18 protein-coding genes are annotated in these 17,759 nt (G+C 32.1%); 5 read left to right on the forward strand and 13 right to left on the reverse strand.

Annotated features, from left to right (window positions below; all coding sequences use genetic code 11):
- Positions 1-108 precede the first annotated feature (108 nt).
- Genes CSW08_RS14390 through CSW08_RS14400 form a run of 3 tightly spaced genes read right to left on the reverse strand, consistent with a single transcriptional unit; the run spans position 109 to position 4,589 of the window.
- Positions 109-2,832, reverse strand: coding sequence for a T9SS type B sorting domain-containing protein (locus CSW08_RS14390; RefSeq protein ID WP_106660567.1), 2,724 nt, complete (start codon positions 2,830-2,832; stop codon positions 109-111).
- Between the two features lie 28 nt (positions 2,833-2,860).
- Positions 2,861-3,691: an ABC transporter permease gene (locus CSW08_RS14395; protein ID WP_106660568.1), complete on the reverse strand. Its 831-nt coding sequence runs from the start codon at positions 3,689-3,691 to the stop codon at positions 2,861-2,863.
- Position 3,692: 1 nt separating this feature from the next.
- Complete coding sequence (locus CSW08_RS14400) at positions 3,693-4,589, reverse strand: ABC transporter ATP-binding protein (RefSeq protein ID WP_106660569.1); 897 nt, start codon at positions 4,587-4,589, stop codon at positions 3,693-3,695.
- 137 nt (positions 4,590-4,726) lie between these two features.
- On the opposite strand from CSW08_RS14400, the gene CSW08_RS14405 reads away from it, so the two are divergent.
- Positions 4,727-5,785: a hypothetical protein gene (locus CSW08_RS14405; RefSeq protein WP_106660570.1), complete on the forward strand. Its 1,059-nt coding sequence runs from the start codon at positions 4,727-4,729 to the stop codon at positions 5,783-5,785.
- A 12-nt stretch (positions 5,786-5,797) separates the two neighbouring features.
- Here CSW08_RS14405 and CSW08_RS14410 read toward each other — a convergent pair whose 3' ends face one another.
- The 6 genes from CSW08_RS14410 to CSW08_RS14430 all read right to left on the reverse strand — a co-directional run bounded on the left by CSW08_RS14410 (position 5,798) and on the right by CSW08_RS14430 (position 10,509).
- Entirely contained in the window at positions 5,798-6,313 is a 516-nt protein-coding gene (locus CSW08_RS14410; RefSeq protein ID WP_106660571.1) for an IS1096 element passenger TnpR family protein, read from the reverse strand.
- A 36-nt stretch (positions 6,314-6,349) separates the two neighbouring features.
- Entirely contained in the window at positions 6,350-7,372 is a 1,023-nt protein-coding gene (locus CSW08_RS14415) for a COX15/CtaA family protein (RefSeq protein ID WP_106660572.1), read from the reverse strand.
- Positions 7,373-7,560: 188 nt separating this feature from the next.
- A complete protein-coding gene (locus tag CSW08_RS18300; RefSeq protein ID WP_203226906.1) occupies positions 7,561-7,923 on the reverse strand; it encodes a four helix bundle protein in 363 nt (120 codons plus the stop codon).
- 159 nt (positions 7,924-8,082) lie between these two features.
- Positions 8,083-9,501 (reverse strand): CCA tRNA nucleotidyltransferase, encoded by a 1,419-nt coding sequence (locus CSW08_RS14420; RefSeq protein WP_106660573.1) that lies wholly within the window; start codon positions 9,499-9,501, stop codon positions 8,083-8,085.
- Positions 9,502-9,523: 22 nt separating this feature from the next.
- Complete coding sequence (locus CSW08_RS14425) at positions 9,524-9,913, reverse strand: GxxExxY protein (RefSeq protein WP_106660574.1); 390 nt, start codon at positions 9,911-9,913, stop codon at positions 9,524-9,526.
- 35 nt (positions 9,914-9,948) lie between these two features.
- Positions 9,949-10,509 carry an L-threonylcarbamoyladenylate synthase gene (locus CSW08_RS14430; protein ID WP_106660575.1) on the reverse strand — a complete coding sequence of 187 codons (561 nt, stop codon included), beginning with the start codon at positions 10,507-10,509 and terminating at the stop codon, positions 9,949-9,951.
- Between the two features lie 76 nt (positions 10,510-10,585).
- On the opposite strand from CSW08_RS14430, the gene CSW08_RS14435 reads away from it, so the two are divergent.
- Both CSW08_RS14435 and CSW08_RS14440 read left to right on the forward strand, forming a co-directional pair.
- Complete coding sequence (locus CSW08_RS14435) at positions 10,586-11,686, forward strand: glycosyltransferase family 4 protein (protein WP_106660576.1); 1,101 nt, start codon at positions 10,586-10,588, stop codon at positions 11,684-11,686.
- A gap of 107 nt (positions 11,687-11,793) precedes the next feature.
- Positions 11,794-12,711 (forward strand): glycosyltransferase family 2 protein, encoded by a 918-nt coding sequence (locus CSW08_RS14440; protein WP_106660577.1) that lies wholly within the window; start codon positions 11,794-11,796, stop codon positions 12,709-12,711.
- A 3-nt stretch (positions 12,712-12,714) separates the two neighbouring features.
- On the opposite strand, the gene CSW08_RS14445 is transcribed toward CSW08_RS14440, so the two are convergent.
- Positions 12,715-13,512: a glycosyltransferase family 2 protein gene (locus tag CSW08_RS14445; protein WP_106660578.1), complete on the reverse strand. Its 798-nt coding sequence runs from the start codon at positions 13,510-13,512 to the stop codon at positions 12,715-12,717.
- Between the two features lie 93 nt (positions 13,513-13,605).
- Here CSW08_RS14445 and CSW08_RS14450 point away from each other — a divergent pair, with 93 nt between their 5' ends.
- Together CSW08_RS14450 and CSW08_RS14455 are read left to right on the forward strand one after the other, a co-directional pair.
- On the forward strand, positions 13,606-14,250 hold the full coding sequence (locus tag CSW08_RS14450) for a class I SAM-dependent methyltransferase (protein ID WP_106660579.1): 645 nt from the start codon (positions 13,606-13,608) through the stop codon (positions 14,248-14,250).
- Complete coding sequence (locus CSW08_RS14455; RefSeq protein WP_106660580.1) at positions 14,250-15,014, forward strand: Kdo domain containing protein; 765 nt, start codon at positions 14,250-14,252, stop codon at positions 15,012-15,014. Before CSW08_RS14450 ends, CSW08_RS14455 begins: the two co-directional genes overlap by 1 nt.
- A gap of 1 nt (position 15,015) precedes the next feature.
- Here CSW08_RS14455 and CSW08_RS14460 read toward each other — a convergent pair whose 3' ends face one another.
- Genes CSW08_RS14460 through CSW08_RS14470 form a run of 3 tightly spaced genes read right to left on the reverse strand, consistent with a single transcriptional unit; the run spans position 15,016 to position 17,651 of the window.
- Positions 15,016-15,771 (reverse strand): glycosyltransferase family 2 protein, encoded by a 756-nt coding sequence (locus CSW08_RS14460; RefSeq protein WP_106660581.1) that lies wholly within the window; start codon positions 15,769-15,771, stop codon positions 15,016-15,018.
- Positions 15,768-16,835 carry a glycosyltransferase family 9 protein gene (locus tag CSW08_RS14465; RefSeq protein ID WP_106660582.1) on the reverse strand — a complete coding sequence of 356 codons (1,068 nt, stop codon included), beginning with the start codon at positions 16,833-16,835 and terminating at the stop codon, positions 15,768-15,770. The genes CSW08_RS14460 and CSW08_RS14465 overlap by 4 nt, the downstream gene beginning before the upstream one ends.
- The gene (locus tag CSW08_RS14470; RefSeq protein ID WP_106660583.1) at positions 16,836-17,651 is read right to left on the reverse strand and encodes a 2,3,4,5-tetrahydropyridine-2,6-dicarboxylate N-succinyltransferase; all 816 of its coding nucleotides are present in this window, start codon (positions 17,649-17,651) and stop codon (positions 16,836-16,838) included.
- Positions 17,652-17,759 lie beyond the last annotated feature (108 nt).

Genomic DNA, 17,759 nt, shown 5'->3' on the forward strand with positions numbered 1-17,759 from the left:
AAACAATATTGATAGCAATATAAAACGGGAAAATTAAATATATTTTAGATGAAATGCAAAAAAAAACGATGAAAAACACTTTTTTTATGTTTTAAGAGGTCATTGAAATCAATATTTCAATGAAAAATGATTTTTAAATATACGCCCATCTTGAAGTTTTACAGAAAACCAATAATCATCTGAAGGTAGTCTTTCTCCATTAAATCTGCCATCCCAGCCATCTCCCAACGGATCCAATTGTTTAATTAATTTTCCAAATCGATCATAAATAGTAATATTGGTATTTGGTTGAAACATGTCTGATATACCTTTAATTTGCCAACTATCATTAACACCATCGTTATTTGGAGTGAAAAATTTTGGATAACCAATGACGGAAACCTGACTATTAACCACGCCACAATCATTTTCTGTATCTTTTACATTAACATTATATATACCAGGATATATGTTATCGAAAACATTACTGCCTTGGTAAGGTTTGTATATATTATTTTCAGAATCGTACAAAGAATAATTGTAAATGCCTTCACCAGTTACCAAAACGGTAATGGTATTATTCTCAGTGACGTCCTCTACTTTAATGTCCTTAACTGTGGCGATATTTGAAGATTCCACAATAATTGTCCTTGTCTTGCTACATCCATTAATTTTACTGGTAACGGTTACGGTATAATCTCCAACGGCATTCACTTGGGTTTGGTAATTTGTGTCTCCATTGGACCATAAATAGGTATAATTATTTGGACTATCATTTATAAGTCCAGCATCAAGGGTGATGTATTCTGGTGATTTGTTTAAACAGTAATAATCAACACCAGTAAGCTGTATATTGGGTAATTTATTTACGATTAACCCAACCTCACTTATGCCATAACAAGCATTTGAATTTTCGACTCTTGCAAAAATGGTTTGGAAATATGGTTGTGTATTTATATAGTTTCCTCCTAATTTTTTAACTTCTAAAAGCGCATCTTCGTAAGTTTCATAGTAAGATACCTCTAGATCTATGATTGGAATTCCATCCAATATTTCGGCAGTGGCATCATTCAAATTAAAAACATGTAACCCATCTTCAATACCATCGTCATCGCATACTGGAGGTAAAACGGTATCGTTAACATCTGTTAAACTGACAGCTAAAGTTAATTCCGAAAAAGAGAAACAGTCGGTATCCACATTTGTTGCTCTAACATAAACAGTTTGAGGGTTACTGGTGTTATTATAAGAATCGCCATTAATTTCATTAGTTCCAGCCATATCAGTAAAAAAATCGTACACTAAAGTTGCTCCGGGATATGGCTCATTATAAGCTTCATTTAAGTTAAATGTGGTTATACCATCTTTTACACCGTCTTCATCACATTGAATTAATGTTTTATTTTCAATGGTTGGGTTTGGGTTAAAAAGCACATGAGCTTGTCCTTCAATTTCGCAATCCCCATTATTAGGGTTTATTAATACTTTGTAATGTCCACTGGACGTCACCGTTAAATCAAACGTATTGTTAGGTAATGCTATATTATCTTTTGTCCAAGTGTAGGTGGCACCTAATATATTTTCAGAAGTGAGTTGGTATGAATCACCATCGCAAAGCGCTAAACTGATGTCACTTTTTCCATTTTGGATAATATCAATTTGTATATTGAATAAGGACTGAATAAAGGGAGGAAGCCCTTGAGAAGATTGGTTTGGAGACAGATTTATGGCGTTGTGCTGATAATTACTGGCAGTGCCAACGTTATTTGGGTTATTAATAACACCTAAATAAGGTAAACCTACTTGATAAGTTGCCGATAAAGCTCGGTATATTTTACCATCTGGGCCTAATTGTAAACCGCCTCTAAAAAGCTGCCGGTCATCAATAGACACTTGCGAGGCCTGAATGTTGGTCTGTGTAAGATCAAATTGAGTTAAAGTAGAGCGATGGTTTGTAGGGTCATCATCTAAATCAAAGCTATTTGACTGAAAAGCATTGGATGAATGCACATATAATAATTGGCTATTGGGTGAAAATTCCAAACCGTAAGGATTATTGTTTGGACCATTAATAGTAAGTCTGTTAGGATTGCTTATTATGCCTGTAGCAGTATCAAAATCATATAGAAATAATTTTTCTTGTGAATGTTGCGGTTCATTACTAGCGGTGAAGTTTGCACAAGCCATTTTTGTTCCGTCAGGTGATAATTTTAAATAACCTCTTGGATCCATTATACTAATGGGAAAGGTGGATTTTACAGAATTGCCATTAACGCCGCTATTACTTACTTCAAAAGCATGAAATGTATTGTAAGTTTCATTATTTCCATCTTCTGAAGCAAATGAAACCACCCACATGGATTTAGAAATGCAGTCTTTTAAAACGGCTGTTATTTTTTCTGAGCTAACGTTTAACAATCTTGTGTTATAACCGGTAACAGCTCCCAGACCATTATTTAAGGTGATGTCAACAACAGAATAGTGCAAGCCCGTATTATTAAATTGAGAACCAACAGTAAATACGTAATAAATATTGGGGTCATCTGGTTTCGGAACTATAATGGCAGACTGTGTGCTAGAACTATCTCCTAATAAACCTCCAGCCATGGCACCATGATTTTTATTCCAAATAGTTGTTCCGTCTGTGTAAAATAATAAATTACCAGTATCATCGGATATAGAAGTACAACCTTCATAAGTAGTCAGTATCCCATCATTTAAAGATGTAATCGTGCCGTTGGCTTGATTGAATTTTATGCCCGCACCAAAACCAAAATACCAATTGGCGGCTTCACTTTGAGCAAATAAATTAAGGCTTGAAAAAAAGAATATAATGGATATTAAGTATTTCATCTTTAGTTGGCAAATGCCTTTAAAGATATTATAAATCCCTCTTTTTCAATAATAAATACGATAAAAATATAAATAGGGCAGTCCAACCCATCACAATAGCAATTTCATACCAATGTATGGCGTAATCAAAATTAAATTTTTCGCCAATTTGATTGGCCACCGATTGTACGGCACTTAAGCGGGTAAAAGGTTCTTTTATAAGGTTTGACATCGCATTAAGAGGAAAAAAGCGCATGATGTCGCTAGCAATGTCTGGATTTGTTTTCCATCTTAATATACCAAACATAATACCTTCAATAAATTGCCAGACAAAAAGAAATCCGAGTGCAAAAGCAGATCGTTTAACCAGAATGCCTAAAAATAAACAGAATGAGAAAAAACCAACTAGTTTTATAAAAAAGGCTAAAAGATATTCCAAGTCAGAGAAGATGATACTGAATTCTGTATAACTAGAAAAAATCAATCCCAAAATCAAGGACACTACAAATAGAAATAAGGTAGAAACTACTGATAATAAGATAACGGTATAAAATTTAGATAAAATAAATTCCTTTTTACTTAATCCATCTATCAAGTTTTGTTTTATGGTTTTGTTACTATACTCATTTGACATCATAGACACGATAACTATGGCAAGAAATAACTTGAAAATAGCAGAAATGTAGCTATTAAAATGCCATACATACGGAAAATTAAATATCCCCATTTCTGCCAAATGAAATTTTATGGGGCCGATATCAAACTTGATGGCAGCGACAAGCGCAATAGAGGTCAATAAAACGAAATAGGTAATGATTAAAATTTTACTAGACCGACTATGTTTAAGTTTATGTAATTCTATATTCAGTAATCTGTACATGCTATTTGTTGTTGGTTAATGTTAAAAATTGCTCTTCTAAACTTTCTTTACGCTGAACAAGATGTGTTAAAACAATCCCTTTTTCAAAAAGCAATTTGTTTAATGTTTCAGATTTCAATGGTTCATTCAAAAAAGCGGTAACTAGTTGTTCTTTAACCTTTATAGTTCCAAATGAGGGATGATTCTCAAGCACTTTTACTAAGCCTTCAATATGATTGCATTTTAGTTCAAAAAAACCATGACTGGATATCATGTCTTCCACTCTACCAGAGTAGAGGTTAACACCTTTTCGCAATACCACCACATGAGAACACACTTTTTCAACTTCATCAAGTAGGTGAGATGCTAATAATATGGTCGTTCCTTGGCTAGCAATTTGTTTTATGATCTCCCTAATTTGATGGATGCCTTGAGGGTCTAATCCGTTAGTGGGTTCATCAAGTATTAAAATTTCAGGATCGTTTAAGAGGGCAGAGGCGATGGCTAAACGCTGTTTCATACCTAAGGAATAGGTGCTGAACTTACTATCTTTTCGTTCTAAAAGTCCAACAATGTCTAGTTTTTCTTCTATTTTACTAATAGCTACGCCTTTAATCTTGCATACCAATTTTAAATTCTGGGTAGCGGTCATATAGGGATAAAAATTAGGACGTTCTATAATAGCACCAACTTTTTTCAAAGCATCATGTGTGGTCGTGTTACCATCAAACCATTTAAAATCGCCTGATGTTTTATTCACAACGTTTAAAACAATGCCTAGTGTTGTTGATTTTCCACTGCCGTTTGGCCCTAAAATACCATACACATTGCCTTTGTTTATGGTGAAGGATAAGTCTTTGACGGCTGTTAAATAGCCAAATTTTTTAGTGAGATTGCTAATGGTTAGTATAGAATCCAAAATACATTATTTTTAAACTGATTAATCCAGATAGCTATCAGGATGCAGCTAGGTTAGTTACAAAAGTATGACGATAGTTAGTATAATTTGTTACAAGGGTATTTTAAAAAGCATTAAATTTGAGTAATTTAATATGTATGGAAGACTTAAAGATTTCAAAGAAAAAACCTTCATATCCTATAAACTCTAAATTACACAAGTATCTTTCAGAGTATAATAGGAACATAAAAATGCCTATTTTTTATGATGACCTTAGGAGATTTCAGGGTTCGGTAGCGGTTTACGATAATGAAGACAATGACACCTTATGGGTTCGTGTTTTTTATAATGAGTTTGATAGAAAAGAAATTGATTTATCACTAAAAAAAGTATACACCATTTTACATTCCGATGGCAATGAAAACACCATTCCTTTTTTAAATGTGGATGCTATTGATTATTGTACGTTTGGAAATTCCAATCCGTTCAGAATAAAAATCAGGAATATTCTAAATGACAATTTCACCTATTTTTATGTGAAAACTGCTGATGCTTCCCGTATTTATGGTTTAGAGCTTGAACATATGTTATCACCTTACAATCTTAATTTTTTGGTAAGTAATGCCACATTGATAGAAGAACATATAGCCGGTATTCCTGGTGATGTGTTTATAAAGGATATGTTGCCGCATTGTACCAAAAGCGAAAAATCCCAAATTGCCAAAGAGTTTGTTAAGTTTAACGAACGTTGTATGATACGGCTTTTGGGCGATATGCGTTCGTATAATTATGTGATAGTGCCTACCCATGATTTTGATCACGTGGTTTATAAATTAAGAGCCATTGATTTTGATCAGCAATCTTACGAGGGAAAGTTTAATATTTATAGGCCTCAATTTTTTAAGGAAAACTTTAAAATGGTAGAATTGGTTCAAGAGTGTTTTGAGAAACTTTCTATAGATCAATACAAAATTGAAGAACGTTCTATTTTGGTAAAACGTTTAAAAAGTTTTCATGGAAGAATAGACAAACTGATAGAATGTATGGCAGAAGATGTGATTTCTAAGCCTGAAAACATAAATTTACTAAAAGGAAAAATCTATGAATATACTCAAGATGAGAAGTTTATGCACTGCAACTCTATGGGACAAATTCTTAAAAATGCGTTGGATTTTTTAACCCACAATTACGAAAATGTCAATCCAAAAGGATTTTGACAACCTGAAAATTTAATTCCAGTTTTCATCAAAATCAAGATTTTCGTAATCGTCTATATCTAAATCATCTTCAAATTCGTCAAAAGCGTCATCAAAATCATCAGCTTCAAATAATTTTTGGGGCGCATCATCTGGCACTTGGCCTTTTACAAACATCAGATTAGGGTACGTTATACCTTCAGATTCTTCTACAATTTCAGCTAGTTCCACAAAAAATGTCCACATGCTAAAGAAATCGTACACATAAATTAGTTTTGGCTGAATTTCATGAACCACATCATTAATATGGGTTTCGCTCATTAATCGTGCGGAATTATCGTCACTTAAATCAAATAAAGAGATTTCTTCACCTTGTTCCCAAGTGTCGTTACTTATATAAAATGATGCCATTTCGGTGCCATCAAACCCAAAAGATTGAGTAATAATATTGTGTAAATCTTCGAGGGAGTCGGTTTCATGGATTTCTAAATCACGAAACACATCATCGTCCGTATCATTGTCAAGAATGACTCTAAATCTGTAAATCATTGTAAAAAATTATTTTGCAAATGTATGTTTTTTATATTACTTGCTAAATCTGTGCAGTGTAAATGTCATAGCACTTAACAGAAAAAAAGCGCCAACTTGGTGAACAACTCCCAACCAAACTGGTACATGTAAAAGAATGGTTAAAACGCCTAATAAAAATTGAAGGCTTACTAGAATTAACAAGTTATTTATTCCTAAAGATTGGTATTTCGTTAGCGTTAGTTTTCTAGAATTATACCAAATAACAGCTATAAAAAGCACGACAAAATAGGCTAATACTCTGTGAACAAATTGAACGCCGCTTTTACCTTCAATGAAGTTTTTGTATAGCGGACTTTGCTCTATATAAACCGTTTCGTGCATAAATTTACCTTCGCTCATCATGGGCCAATGGTTGTGTATAAAACCGGCATCTAAACCTGCTACAAAAGCTCCATAAATAATTTGAAGTATTAAAAGAGCTAGTCCCCAACGTATTAAATTTCTAAAAGAGGTGTTGATGTCTTTTTTTGAAGGAAACATTAAATCCAATGCGACCCAAAAGGTGTACGCAAATGTTATAAAGGCTGTGGTTAAATGGGCAGCTAATCTGTAATGACTCACATCTGGATTATCAACCAAGCCGCTTTTTACCATGTACCAACCCAAAAAACCTTGAAACGCACCTAAGCACAACAGGATGATGGATTTTTTTATAGTTGGTTTGGTAAGCTGTTTTGTGATTAAAAAATACAAAAAAGGAATTAAGAAAACAATCCCAATAAACCTGCCAATAAGGCGGTGAAACCATTCCCAAAAGTAAATATCCTTAAAATCCTCTAATGAAAAATGATTGTTAAGTTTCTGATATTCTGGATATTGTTTATATAACTCAAAAGCATCATGCCATTCGGCCTCATTCATTGGAGGTAGCGTACCCGAAATGAGTTTGTAATTGGAAATTGATAAACCAGAATGTGTTAGTCTGGTAATACCACCCACAATAACCATAATAAATATTAAGATACAACCGGTTAATAACCAGTAAATTACTTTTTTGTTGTCTTTTTTGTTTTTCAAAGTTTCAGAGTTTCAGAGTTTCAGAGTATCAAAGATGCAAAGTAGCAAAGTTTCAGAGTTTTTAATTAGTTACTTTTCGCTTTTCCACTTTGCTACTTTGTCGCTTTACCACTTTATAAGCAGCAAAGTTTCTGAGTTTCAAAGTATCAAAGATGCAAAGCATCAAAGTTCCAGAGTTTCAAAGTTTTTTATGCTTTGATTTTTTTAATGAAACTGGTTAACATTCGTTCAATTTCTCTTGTGTTTTCATAAAGTTTATTGAAATTTTCTTCTTTCAAAAACTTTAAATTATAAGCTATTTCAATTTGCGTTTGTAGTTCGAATAGAGAACTTAAAGCAATATTTAAAAATCTTAAATAATCTTTTAACCCTTCTCTTCCGTAACCTTCGGCTATATTACTTGGTATAGATGTAGCCGACCTTTTTATTTGTGATGTTAAAGAATATAACTCGTCAGAAGCAAATGTTTTAACTTCTTTATAAATATCTGTGACCAAAGCCACTGATTTTTGCCAAATAAGTAATTTTCTATATGTATTCTCACTTTTCATGGGTTTTTATTTTAGTTTCAGAGTTTAAGAGTTTTCTAAGTTACAAAGCTTCTGAGTTTTTCTGGTTGACTAGCTACTCCGTATCTTTGCCACTTTGCATCTTTGCGACTCTGTCACTACTTTGCATCTTTGTCACTTTGAAGCTTTGCGTCTTTTAAGTCACTTTGCAACTTTCAAGCCCAATCTTAGACCTTCTTTTAACATCAATTGATAAGCTGCTTCATGCTCGTTTGGAATCTCACCTTCTAAAATAGCTTCTTTTATAACATCTTTAATCAAACCAATTTCTTTTGAAGGTTTTATATTAAATGTTTCCATAATTTCTTCTCCAGAAATAGGTGGTTGGAAATTACGAACATGATCCCGTTCTTCAACTTCTATAATTTTTTCACGGACAATCTTGAAATTTTGATGGTATTTATTGAATTTTTTAGGGTTTTTAGTTGTGATATCTGCTTCACAAAGCACCATTAAATCATCTACATGATCCCCAGCATCAAAAACCAATCTGCGAACGGCTGAGTCTGTTACCTCTTCATTTGCCAAAACGATGGGTCGCGAACTCATTAATACCATTTTTTGAACAAATTTCATTTTATCATTCAATGGCATTTTTAATCTTTTGAACAAATGAAATACCATTTTTGAGCCCGTAAATTCATGTCCGTGAAAAGTCCATCCAATTTTTTTATTAAACTTTTTCGTGGGTGCTTTGCCAATATCGTGTAATAAAGCAGCCCATCGTAACCAAAGGTTGTCTGTATGTAAAGCAATATTATCAACGACTTCAAGGGTATGGTAAAAATTGTCTTTATGTCGTTGGCCTTCAACTTCGTCAATGCCTTTTAAGGCTGTTAATTCTGGCAATATATAGTCCAATAATCCCGTTTGTTCCAATAATAGAAAACCAACGGAAGGCGTATTACTTTCCAGAATTTTATTGAGTTCAACAGCGATGCGTTCGTTGGTAATGATTTTAATTCTATCCTTATTTTTTGAAATGGCGTATAACGACTTTTCTTCAATTTTAAAATTAAGTTGTGTTGCAAAGCGAATTGCGCGCATCATACGAAGTGGGTCGTCACTATAAGTAATATCTGGATTTAAAGGTGTACGAATAATTTGTTTTTTTAAATCGTCTAATCCGTTAAAGGGATCTAATAAGTTACCAAAATTATTCTCAGATAAATCCAAAGCAAATGCATTGATGGTAAAATCACGTCTGTTTTGGTCGTCTTCCAAAGTGCCACTTTCAACGTCCGGATTCCTACTACTTTCATTATAAGATTCTTTACGGGCACCCACAAATTCAATGTCAATGCCATCGAAATGTAGCATAGCGGTTCCATACGTTTTAAAAACCTGCACTCTTGTTTTTTTAGGAAGATTTTTAGCAACTTGTTTTGCGAGTTTTATACCATCACCAATGGTGACAATATCTATATCTTTTGCATCGCCTCTACTTAAAATAAAATCGCGCACAAAACCACCTATCACATAAGCATCAAGCTCTAGCTCTTTAGCAGATTGTGATATAATATCAAATATTGGATGGTTTAATGCTTCTTTGTAATTCATGTTATTACCGCAAATTCGCAAATTATTTTTTCTTTGAATCTATTATGCGTTTGTACTCCAAGGAAATTAAGTTAAAATTGGCTAAAATTGCTAGTTTATAACCTGATGTTTTTAAATAATTAAAACATTGATTATAATGACTTGCACTAAAGCACTCCACTGTTTTTATTTTTAATATAATACTGTTAAACACAACAAAGTCAGCATAAAACTTGTGTTTTAGAAAAGTATCTTTGTATTTTACTTTAAACTCTTTCTCACGTTCAAATGGAATATTATTTTTATGGAATTCATACTCTAAAGCATCTTTATATACGATTTCAGAGAAACCTTTTCCGAGATTTTTATGAACTTCAAAAAGAATACCAACTATTTTATAGTTTTCTTTTTTGAATATATAATCGTCTTCCATTTAAAGCAAAAATAATTTGCGAATTTGCGGTTATTTTATTTTCGTATCACTTGTACTTTTCCATCATTTCCTAATTTAATAATAGACGATGGTTTGCTGCAAATTTTTTCGCGATGCAAATTTACAACATAGTCCACACCTTTTAAAACCTCTGGAGATATTTCTTTAAACGATTTTGGGGTTGGTTGGCCGCTTGTATTTGCTGAGGTAGATACAATTGCACCGTTAAATCTTCGTAATAATTGAAAACAAAAATCATCATTTGGAATTCTTATGGCAATGGTATGGTCTTCAGCTATTAAATTCTCAGCTAAATTTTGTGCATCGTCGTAAATAATAGTGATGGGATTATCCGCTACATCCAAAATATTAAAAGCAACCTCAGGTACTTTTTTTACATATTTATTTAGCATTCTGTCATCCGCAACCAAGCAAATAAGTGCTTTGCTGTCTTCCCGTTGTTTTAATTCAAATACTTTTTTCACAGCTTCTGGGTTGGTAGCATCGCAGCCAATGCCCCAAACGGTATCGGTTGGGTAGAGGATAAGACCTCCTTGTTTTAAGATTTGTAGTGCTTTGTTTATTTCGGTTTGCATGACGTCAAAAATAGCAAACTCTCTAACATTTGCATGATTTTTTTTTGACTTATATTTATAGAAAATTAAATTTAAGATGAAAATATTACATGTTTCTGGAGCAACTGGATGGGGAGGTAATGAGCAGCAATTATTTGATTTAATTTTTGGATTACAAAAATTGGGCATTGATAATGCCATATTTTGTTTTAAAAACTGTCCAGTTGAAAATATTGCAAAAAATAAAAATATTAAATATTCCAGTATCCCTAAGGTTAAAGCTTATTCATTTAATTATGCAAAATCTTTGAATAAATATAATGATGAGTATAAACCCGATATAATACATATTCATACAAGTAATTCTTTGACTGCTTATGTTATAGCAGACTTTATTTTTAAGTTAAAACGACCTACTGTTTTTTCTAAGAAAGGTATAAGCGGAGCAATGGGTTTATTAAGTACTTTTAAATATAATTACATAAACATTAATAAAATCATTTGTGTTTCTGAGGCGGTTAAGGAGGCTTTTATAAAAGTAATTAAACCAAAAAATTATTATAAATTATGTGTTGTTTACGATGGCATCAATATAGAACGGTCGGAAAACAAGAGTTTTGTTAATTTAAGGAAAGATTTTAATATTCCAGAGCATGCTATTTTAATTGGTAATCTAGCAAATCATTCTAATGCGAAAGATTTAGTTACAATGGTAAAAACAGCTAAAGAGTTGATATACAATCAAGAGATTAAGAATGTACATTTTGTTCAAATTGGAAGAGAGGGAAAAAACACCAAAGAATTTATGCCACTCATTAAAGAATATGGATTGGAACCCTATTTTACCTGTACTGGCTTTTTAGAAAATGCAATGGATTTATTGTCTCAATTGGATATATATTTGATGACTTCAGAGCGTGAAGGTTTACCTTTAACAATTTATGAAGCTTTTTTTAAAAAAATACCCGTGGTCAGTACAAAAGCTGGAGGAATTCCTGAAGCAATACAGCATGGTTATAATGGATTGCTTGTAAACATTAAGGAAGCAGAGCTTCTGGCAATGAATTTAAAAACCCTAATTGTTGATGCAGAACTACAAAAAATGTTTGTGGAACGTTCATACAAATTGCTTTTTAAAAAATTCACAGCCAGCCAATGCGCTGTTAATACATTAAATGTATACAACAGTTTGCTTTAAACAAGTCCTCAAAAAATGAGATAAATACTTTAATAAAGGATAATTTCAATTGTTTTAATTTATTGTTATAGATTTATACCATTGTTAAACAAAAATGTTTTCCATTAATGGACGTAAGTGTCATTACAATAAATTACAATAATGCCCTACTTACGGTGAATTTCGTTAAGTCTGTATTAGCTGTTACTACTTCAAAATTAAAATACGAGGTTATAGTTGTTGACAATGCTTCTTCTAAAGAAGATTATATTATTTTAAATGAAGTGATAAACAACAAGGATGGTGTAAGATTAATTAAAAGCAAAATTAATCTAGGTTTTGGTGGTGGAAATATGCTAGGTGTGCAATATGCTTCGGGTAAGTATTTAGCATTTATAAATAATGATATTGTGTTTAAAGAAGACTGCCTTAATTCTTTATTCTCATTTATGAATGAAAATAAAAATGTAGGTGTTGTTACGCCACAACAATTAAATAAAGACGGAAATCCGGTGTCATGTTTTGACTATTTTCATGGTATTAGAAAAGAAATTTTAGGCAGGAAATTTGTTGAATTATTTTTACCTAAAAACAGAGATAGAAGGGAAAACAAACAATATACTAAAACGTGTTGTGCTGATTTTATTCAGGGATGTTTTATGTTTTTTGATATCAACAGTTTTGCTCAAGTTGGTGGTTTTGATACAAATATATTTTTGTATTACGAAGAAATGGACATTTGTTTTAGACTGAAAAAAGAAGGTTTGAAAAGCTGTTTGCATCCAGAAACAAAGTTTTTACATTATCATGGAGTTAGTACAGGTAAAAATTTCGCCATAAAAAAGGAACTTCAAATATCTTATCTATATGTCATTAAAAAGAACTATTCTTATTTAAAATATTTGACAATTAAAAGCATAGTTTTATTTAAGTTATTTTTTAAAAGTATAGTTAGTCCTAGGTATTTTGAACTTTTTTTTACGGTATTGACAGAGTCCTATTTACAGAAATCTTTAAAATTAAAACAAAAAATTCAGTTGGAATAATCTTTATAAATACTGATTAATACCTTTTTCAATAAATTTTATTTTTTTATCTGTAGTTTCCTTTTCAATCAGTTGGTTAATACTTATGTGGCTTTTGTCTTGTTCTTTGTGGTAAATATGATAAACAATACCTCTAAACTTCAGCCGCTTTCCCTTTATTCCAATGTTTAAGAGGCGCTGTATCATTTCACTATCATCTATTCCCCAGCCTGTTAACGATTCATTAAAACCATTAATGCGTATAAAATCTTCTCTCCAAAAAGACATATTACAACCTCTTAATTTAGAAGATCTTTTATCTTCTTCCTTATATAGTTCAGAAAGTATTGGCAACCGTATTGTACGGCCTCTTTTTTTTATGCCTTTTGAAAACAAATTGAAAGTGATTTGTTTATCTCTAAAAATTTCAGTTAAAATATTTTCTTTTAAATTAACCCGACTTCCGTACAAAAACAATCCATTTTTAGCCATATCAAGGTGATCTTTTATAAAATGTTTATGCATAATAATATCACCATCAATTTCAATAATGTATTCATGTTTGGCAGCAGCAATGGCTTTATTCATTATAGCAGGCTTCCGGTTTTTATTATCTTCGTGCCAGATATGTATTAATGGTATAGGAAAGTCTTTTTGATACTTTTGTATTAATTTTTGAGTTTCCACTTTAGAACCATCATCTGCAATTATTACTTCGTTGGGTAAATGAGATTGTTGTTTAACACTAAGTAATAATAACTCTAAAGCTTCTGGCCAATTATATGTGGGTGTTATTAAAGAGCAACTAGGGTAATTCGACATAAAAATAATTTAATATGCAAATTACAGTTTTTTTATTTTTATAAGGTTATTAAATAAATATAGTTCATTAATTTTATTGTTATATTTTTGAATATGGATTACAAAAATAAACCAGAAGGTTACTATGATAATGTACGCATGGAGATGCTTAAATATCTACCAAAAAACGCTAATAGGATTTTAGATATTGGCTGCGGAAATGGAGCTTTTGCTGAAATCATAAAAACCAACAATAATGCAGAAGTATGGGGTATTGAATACATGAATGAACATGGGGTTGAAGCTCAAAAAAAATTGGATAAAGTCTTTATTGGAAGATGTGAGGATTTTATTGAAGATTTACCTAATAATTATTTTGATACCATTTATTTTAATGATGTATTAGAACATTTAGCAGATCCCTATGAAGTCCTTTCAATAATTAAAGAAAAATTATCAGCTGGAGGTGTTGTTATTAGTTCCATTCCAAATATTAGATTTTATAAAGCACTTAGAAAAATAGTTGTTAATAAAGATTGGAAATATGAAGATCATGGAGTGATGGATAAAACACATTTAAGATTTTTCACTAAAAAAAGTATTCGGCGAATGTATGAGGAATTGGGATATACTGTTGTTAAGCATGAAGGGATAAATAAAAGTAAATCTATCAAACCTTATTTGTTTTATGCTTTAACTTTTTTTACGCAATTAGATATGCAATATGTTCAATTTGCTACTGTAGCCAAAGTAAGCTAATGAAACAGAATAAGGTAATCCACAAGGATTTTGATAATATTCAAGAATTTTTAAATGACTCTATTGTTAACTTTGATGTTAAAGGAAATCCATTCGGCAATCAAGACCGTAATTCATTAAAACTATTTCAGTTTAAGGATATGACGGTTAATGTCAAATCCTTTAAAATTCCTAATATCATCAATCAGATTGCCTATAGATTTTTCAGAAAAAGCAAGGCGCAACGTTCTTTTGAATATGCAAATAAATTAACGGAATTGCATATTGGAACACCACAACCTATTGCTTATTACGAGTTTACAACCGCCTTTTTGTTTAAGAAAAGCTATTACATAAGTGAGCACTTGGATTACGATTTAACCTACAGGGAGTTGACAACGGATTTAAACTATCCAAATCACGAAAACATATTACGGGCTTTTACCAGATTTACTTATGGGTTGCATGAGCATGGCATTCATTTTTTAGACCATTCGCCGGGCAATACATTAATTCAATTAAATAAGGGTGATTATAAATTTTATTTAGTGGATTTAAATAGAATGAATTTTGGCAAACTTGATTTTGAAACCAGAATTAAAAACTTTTCAAAACTTACCATTCATAAATCCATGATTGAAGTCATGAGTGATGAATATGCTAAATGTACTGGTTACGATTACGAAAAGGTATTTAATTTAATGTGGCAGGAAACGGAAGCTTTTCAAGAACGGTTTTACAGAAAGAAACGTTTAAAGAAAAAATTAAAGTTTTGGAAGTCATAATCTATTCTCTGCCTTTTCGTAATAACCAAAGTTTTACATAGCGCATAAATACGACATATCCTTGAATGTATCCAATGGTTAAGCCAACAACACCATCCCTAAATCCGCTTTGTACAATATAATGCTTAAAAAAACCCCAAAGCGGTTTTAATATAAAGTGATACGGCGTTAATGTCCCTGTTTTTTTGTCATAATCCTTGGCTTGCCAGGTAGCGTATCGATTCATTTTATCCATATACTTGTCAAGTGAGACATAGGTATTGTGATACAGCTTGTTTTTTAACTTACCAACTATTCCATTAGCAATAATTTCTTCATGAACATGCTTATCCTCATACTTGCAAAAATCACGTTTAAACAATCTAATAACGCTATCGTTTCTCCAGCCACTGTAATGAACACGTTTACCCATAAAATGGTTAATTCTGCCAATCCAATAAGCTACTATATTTGAGTCTGGATTTTTAAGGATTTCTATAATTTCAGCTTTTAATTCGGGTGTCACACGTTCATCGGCATCAACAAGTAAAATCCATTCATTTTTAGCTTGGGGAATGGCCCAATTCTTTTGTGAAGACGGATAATCAAAAGGTCTTCTAATGACTTTTGTGGCTAGTTTTTCAGCCATTTCAAAAGTACCATCGGTGCTAAAACTATCAACCACTAAAACCTCATCAGCAAAATTTACAGAGGCGATAACAGCTTCTATATTGTGTATTTCATTGCCCGTGGGGATAATAGCTGTAAGCTTGTTCATTTATTAAGGATGTTATCTAAAAACACATTTAATTTTTCTAAAAAGAATGAAGGCTTAAATTCTTTATATAAAGTTAAGGTTTCTTTTTTTATTATTTTACCTTCCTTATTTTCAAAAAATTCAGATTTATAATCTTTTAAGTGAACGGACCTATTATTCTCGTTCTCAAATGAGGCCCAGGTTTTCTTTTCAATCCAAGGTGAAAAAATGGTGAATGTCGGCACATTTAACGCTTTAGCCATATTTATAGCACCTCCTTCATTGCCAATCAGGGCAGTGCAATGAGAAGTCAGCGCAAGAAATTCACGAAGGTTAGCACCAAAAACCGACATGAAAATTTGTTTTTGTGTGTCTGGTTTGCATGCGATGAACACAGATTTTGCTTCTTCAATTTGTTTTGGAATGTAATTGAACAGTATCCGCGCATTGGTTTGTTGTACTACAAAATCAATGACACGTGCCATGTAATCTAACGGATATGTTTTGTTTGTCCCACTCCCTAAAACACTTATCATGAAAATGGGCAAAGATGGATTTATGCTTGATTCCAAGAGTACTTGTTTTGCTTTTTCTTTTTCAGAATCCGTTACATAGATTTTTGGCTTGATAATGATTTTTGAAAGTTCAATATCAATAGGTTCCAGTAACTGTAATCGGTTTTCAATAGCCAATCCAGCAACAGAAGTTGATTCGTTTTTATACTTAATGGGATGTGTATAGATAAAAGAAGAATACGATTTATATTTAGAAATTTTTATTTTAGCACCACTTAAGGCGGATATAAAGTTACTTGATAGCTTGCAATAAGCATCAATAACGATATCAAATTTTTCCTTTCTTATTGTTTGGGCAAGATTGAACAATTTTATTTTACTCTTCTCCAATTCAGGAGTGAAAAAAATAAAATGATCTATAAACGGATTGTTTTGAACAACAGGATAGGTGTGTTCATTAATTAAATAGTGTAATTGTGCTTTTGGATATTTTAAACGAAGTGCTTCAAACAGAATACTGCTTGTAAGCACATCGCCAATCATTTTTTGCTGTATGATTAAAATTTTCATTTACACTGCCACATCGTTTTCACGAAGCGCATTATTTAAAGATGTTTTCTTATCGGTACTTTCTTTACGTTTTCCTATAATTAAGGCACAAGGCACTTGATATTCACCAGCCGCAAACTTTTTGGTATAACTTCCAGGGATGACTACTGAACGTGCTGGGACTCTTCCTTTCATTTCAATAGGTTTATCTCCTGTAACATCAATTATTTTAGTACTCATGGTTAACACCACATTGGCACCTAAAACGGCTTCTGTTTCAACATGTACGCCTTCTACAACAATACAACGGGAACCAACAAAAACATTATCTTCAATAATTACGGGAGCTGCTTGTAAAGGTTCTAAAACACCACCAATACCAACGCCACCTGATAAATGCACGTGTTTACCAATTTGCGCACAACTACCAACAGTTGCCCAAGTGTCCACCATCGTGCCTTCATCTACATAAGCTCCAATATTTACAAAGCTTGGCATTAAAATAGTTCCTTTGGAAATATAGGCACCATATCGAGCAACAGCATGCGGTACCACACGAATGCCTTTTTCGGCATACCCTGTTTTTAAAGGGATTTTATCATGAAATTCTAATGGGCCTGCTTCTAAGGTTTCCATTTTTTGAATAGGAAAATATAAAACTACGGCTTTTTTAATCCATTCGTTAACTTGCCATCCCCCAGTTATAGGTTCCGCAACTCTTAAGATTCCTGAATCTAATAAAGAAATAACTTTTCTAATAGCCGTTATTGTTGTTTCTTCTTTTAAAAGTGCTCTGTCTTGCCAAGCTTGTTCTATGGTTTTTTGTAATTCTGTCATTGATAATTATATTTTGGGCAAATATAATAGGTATCATTTAAAAAAGGGAAAAGAATTAGTTTAAATGTGTTTTTAAAAAACCATTGAAATCATGTCACACAACGAACA

The sequence above is a fragment of the Confluentibacter flavum genome (assembly GCF_002843175.1).
GTDB lineage: Bacteria > Bacteroidota > Bacteroidia > Flavobacteriales > Flavobacteriaceae > Confluentibacter > Confluentibacter flavum.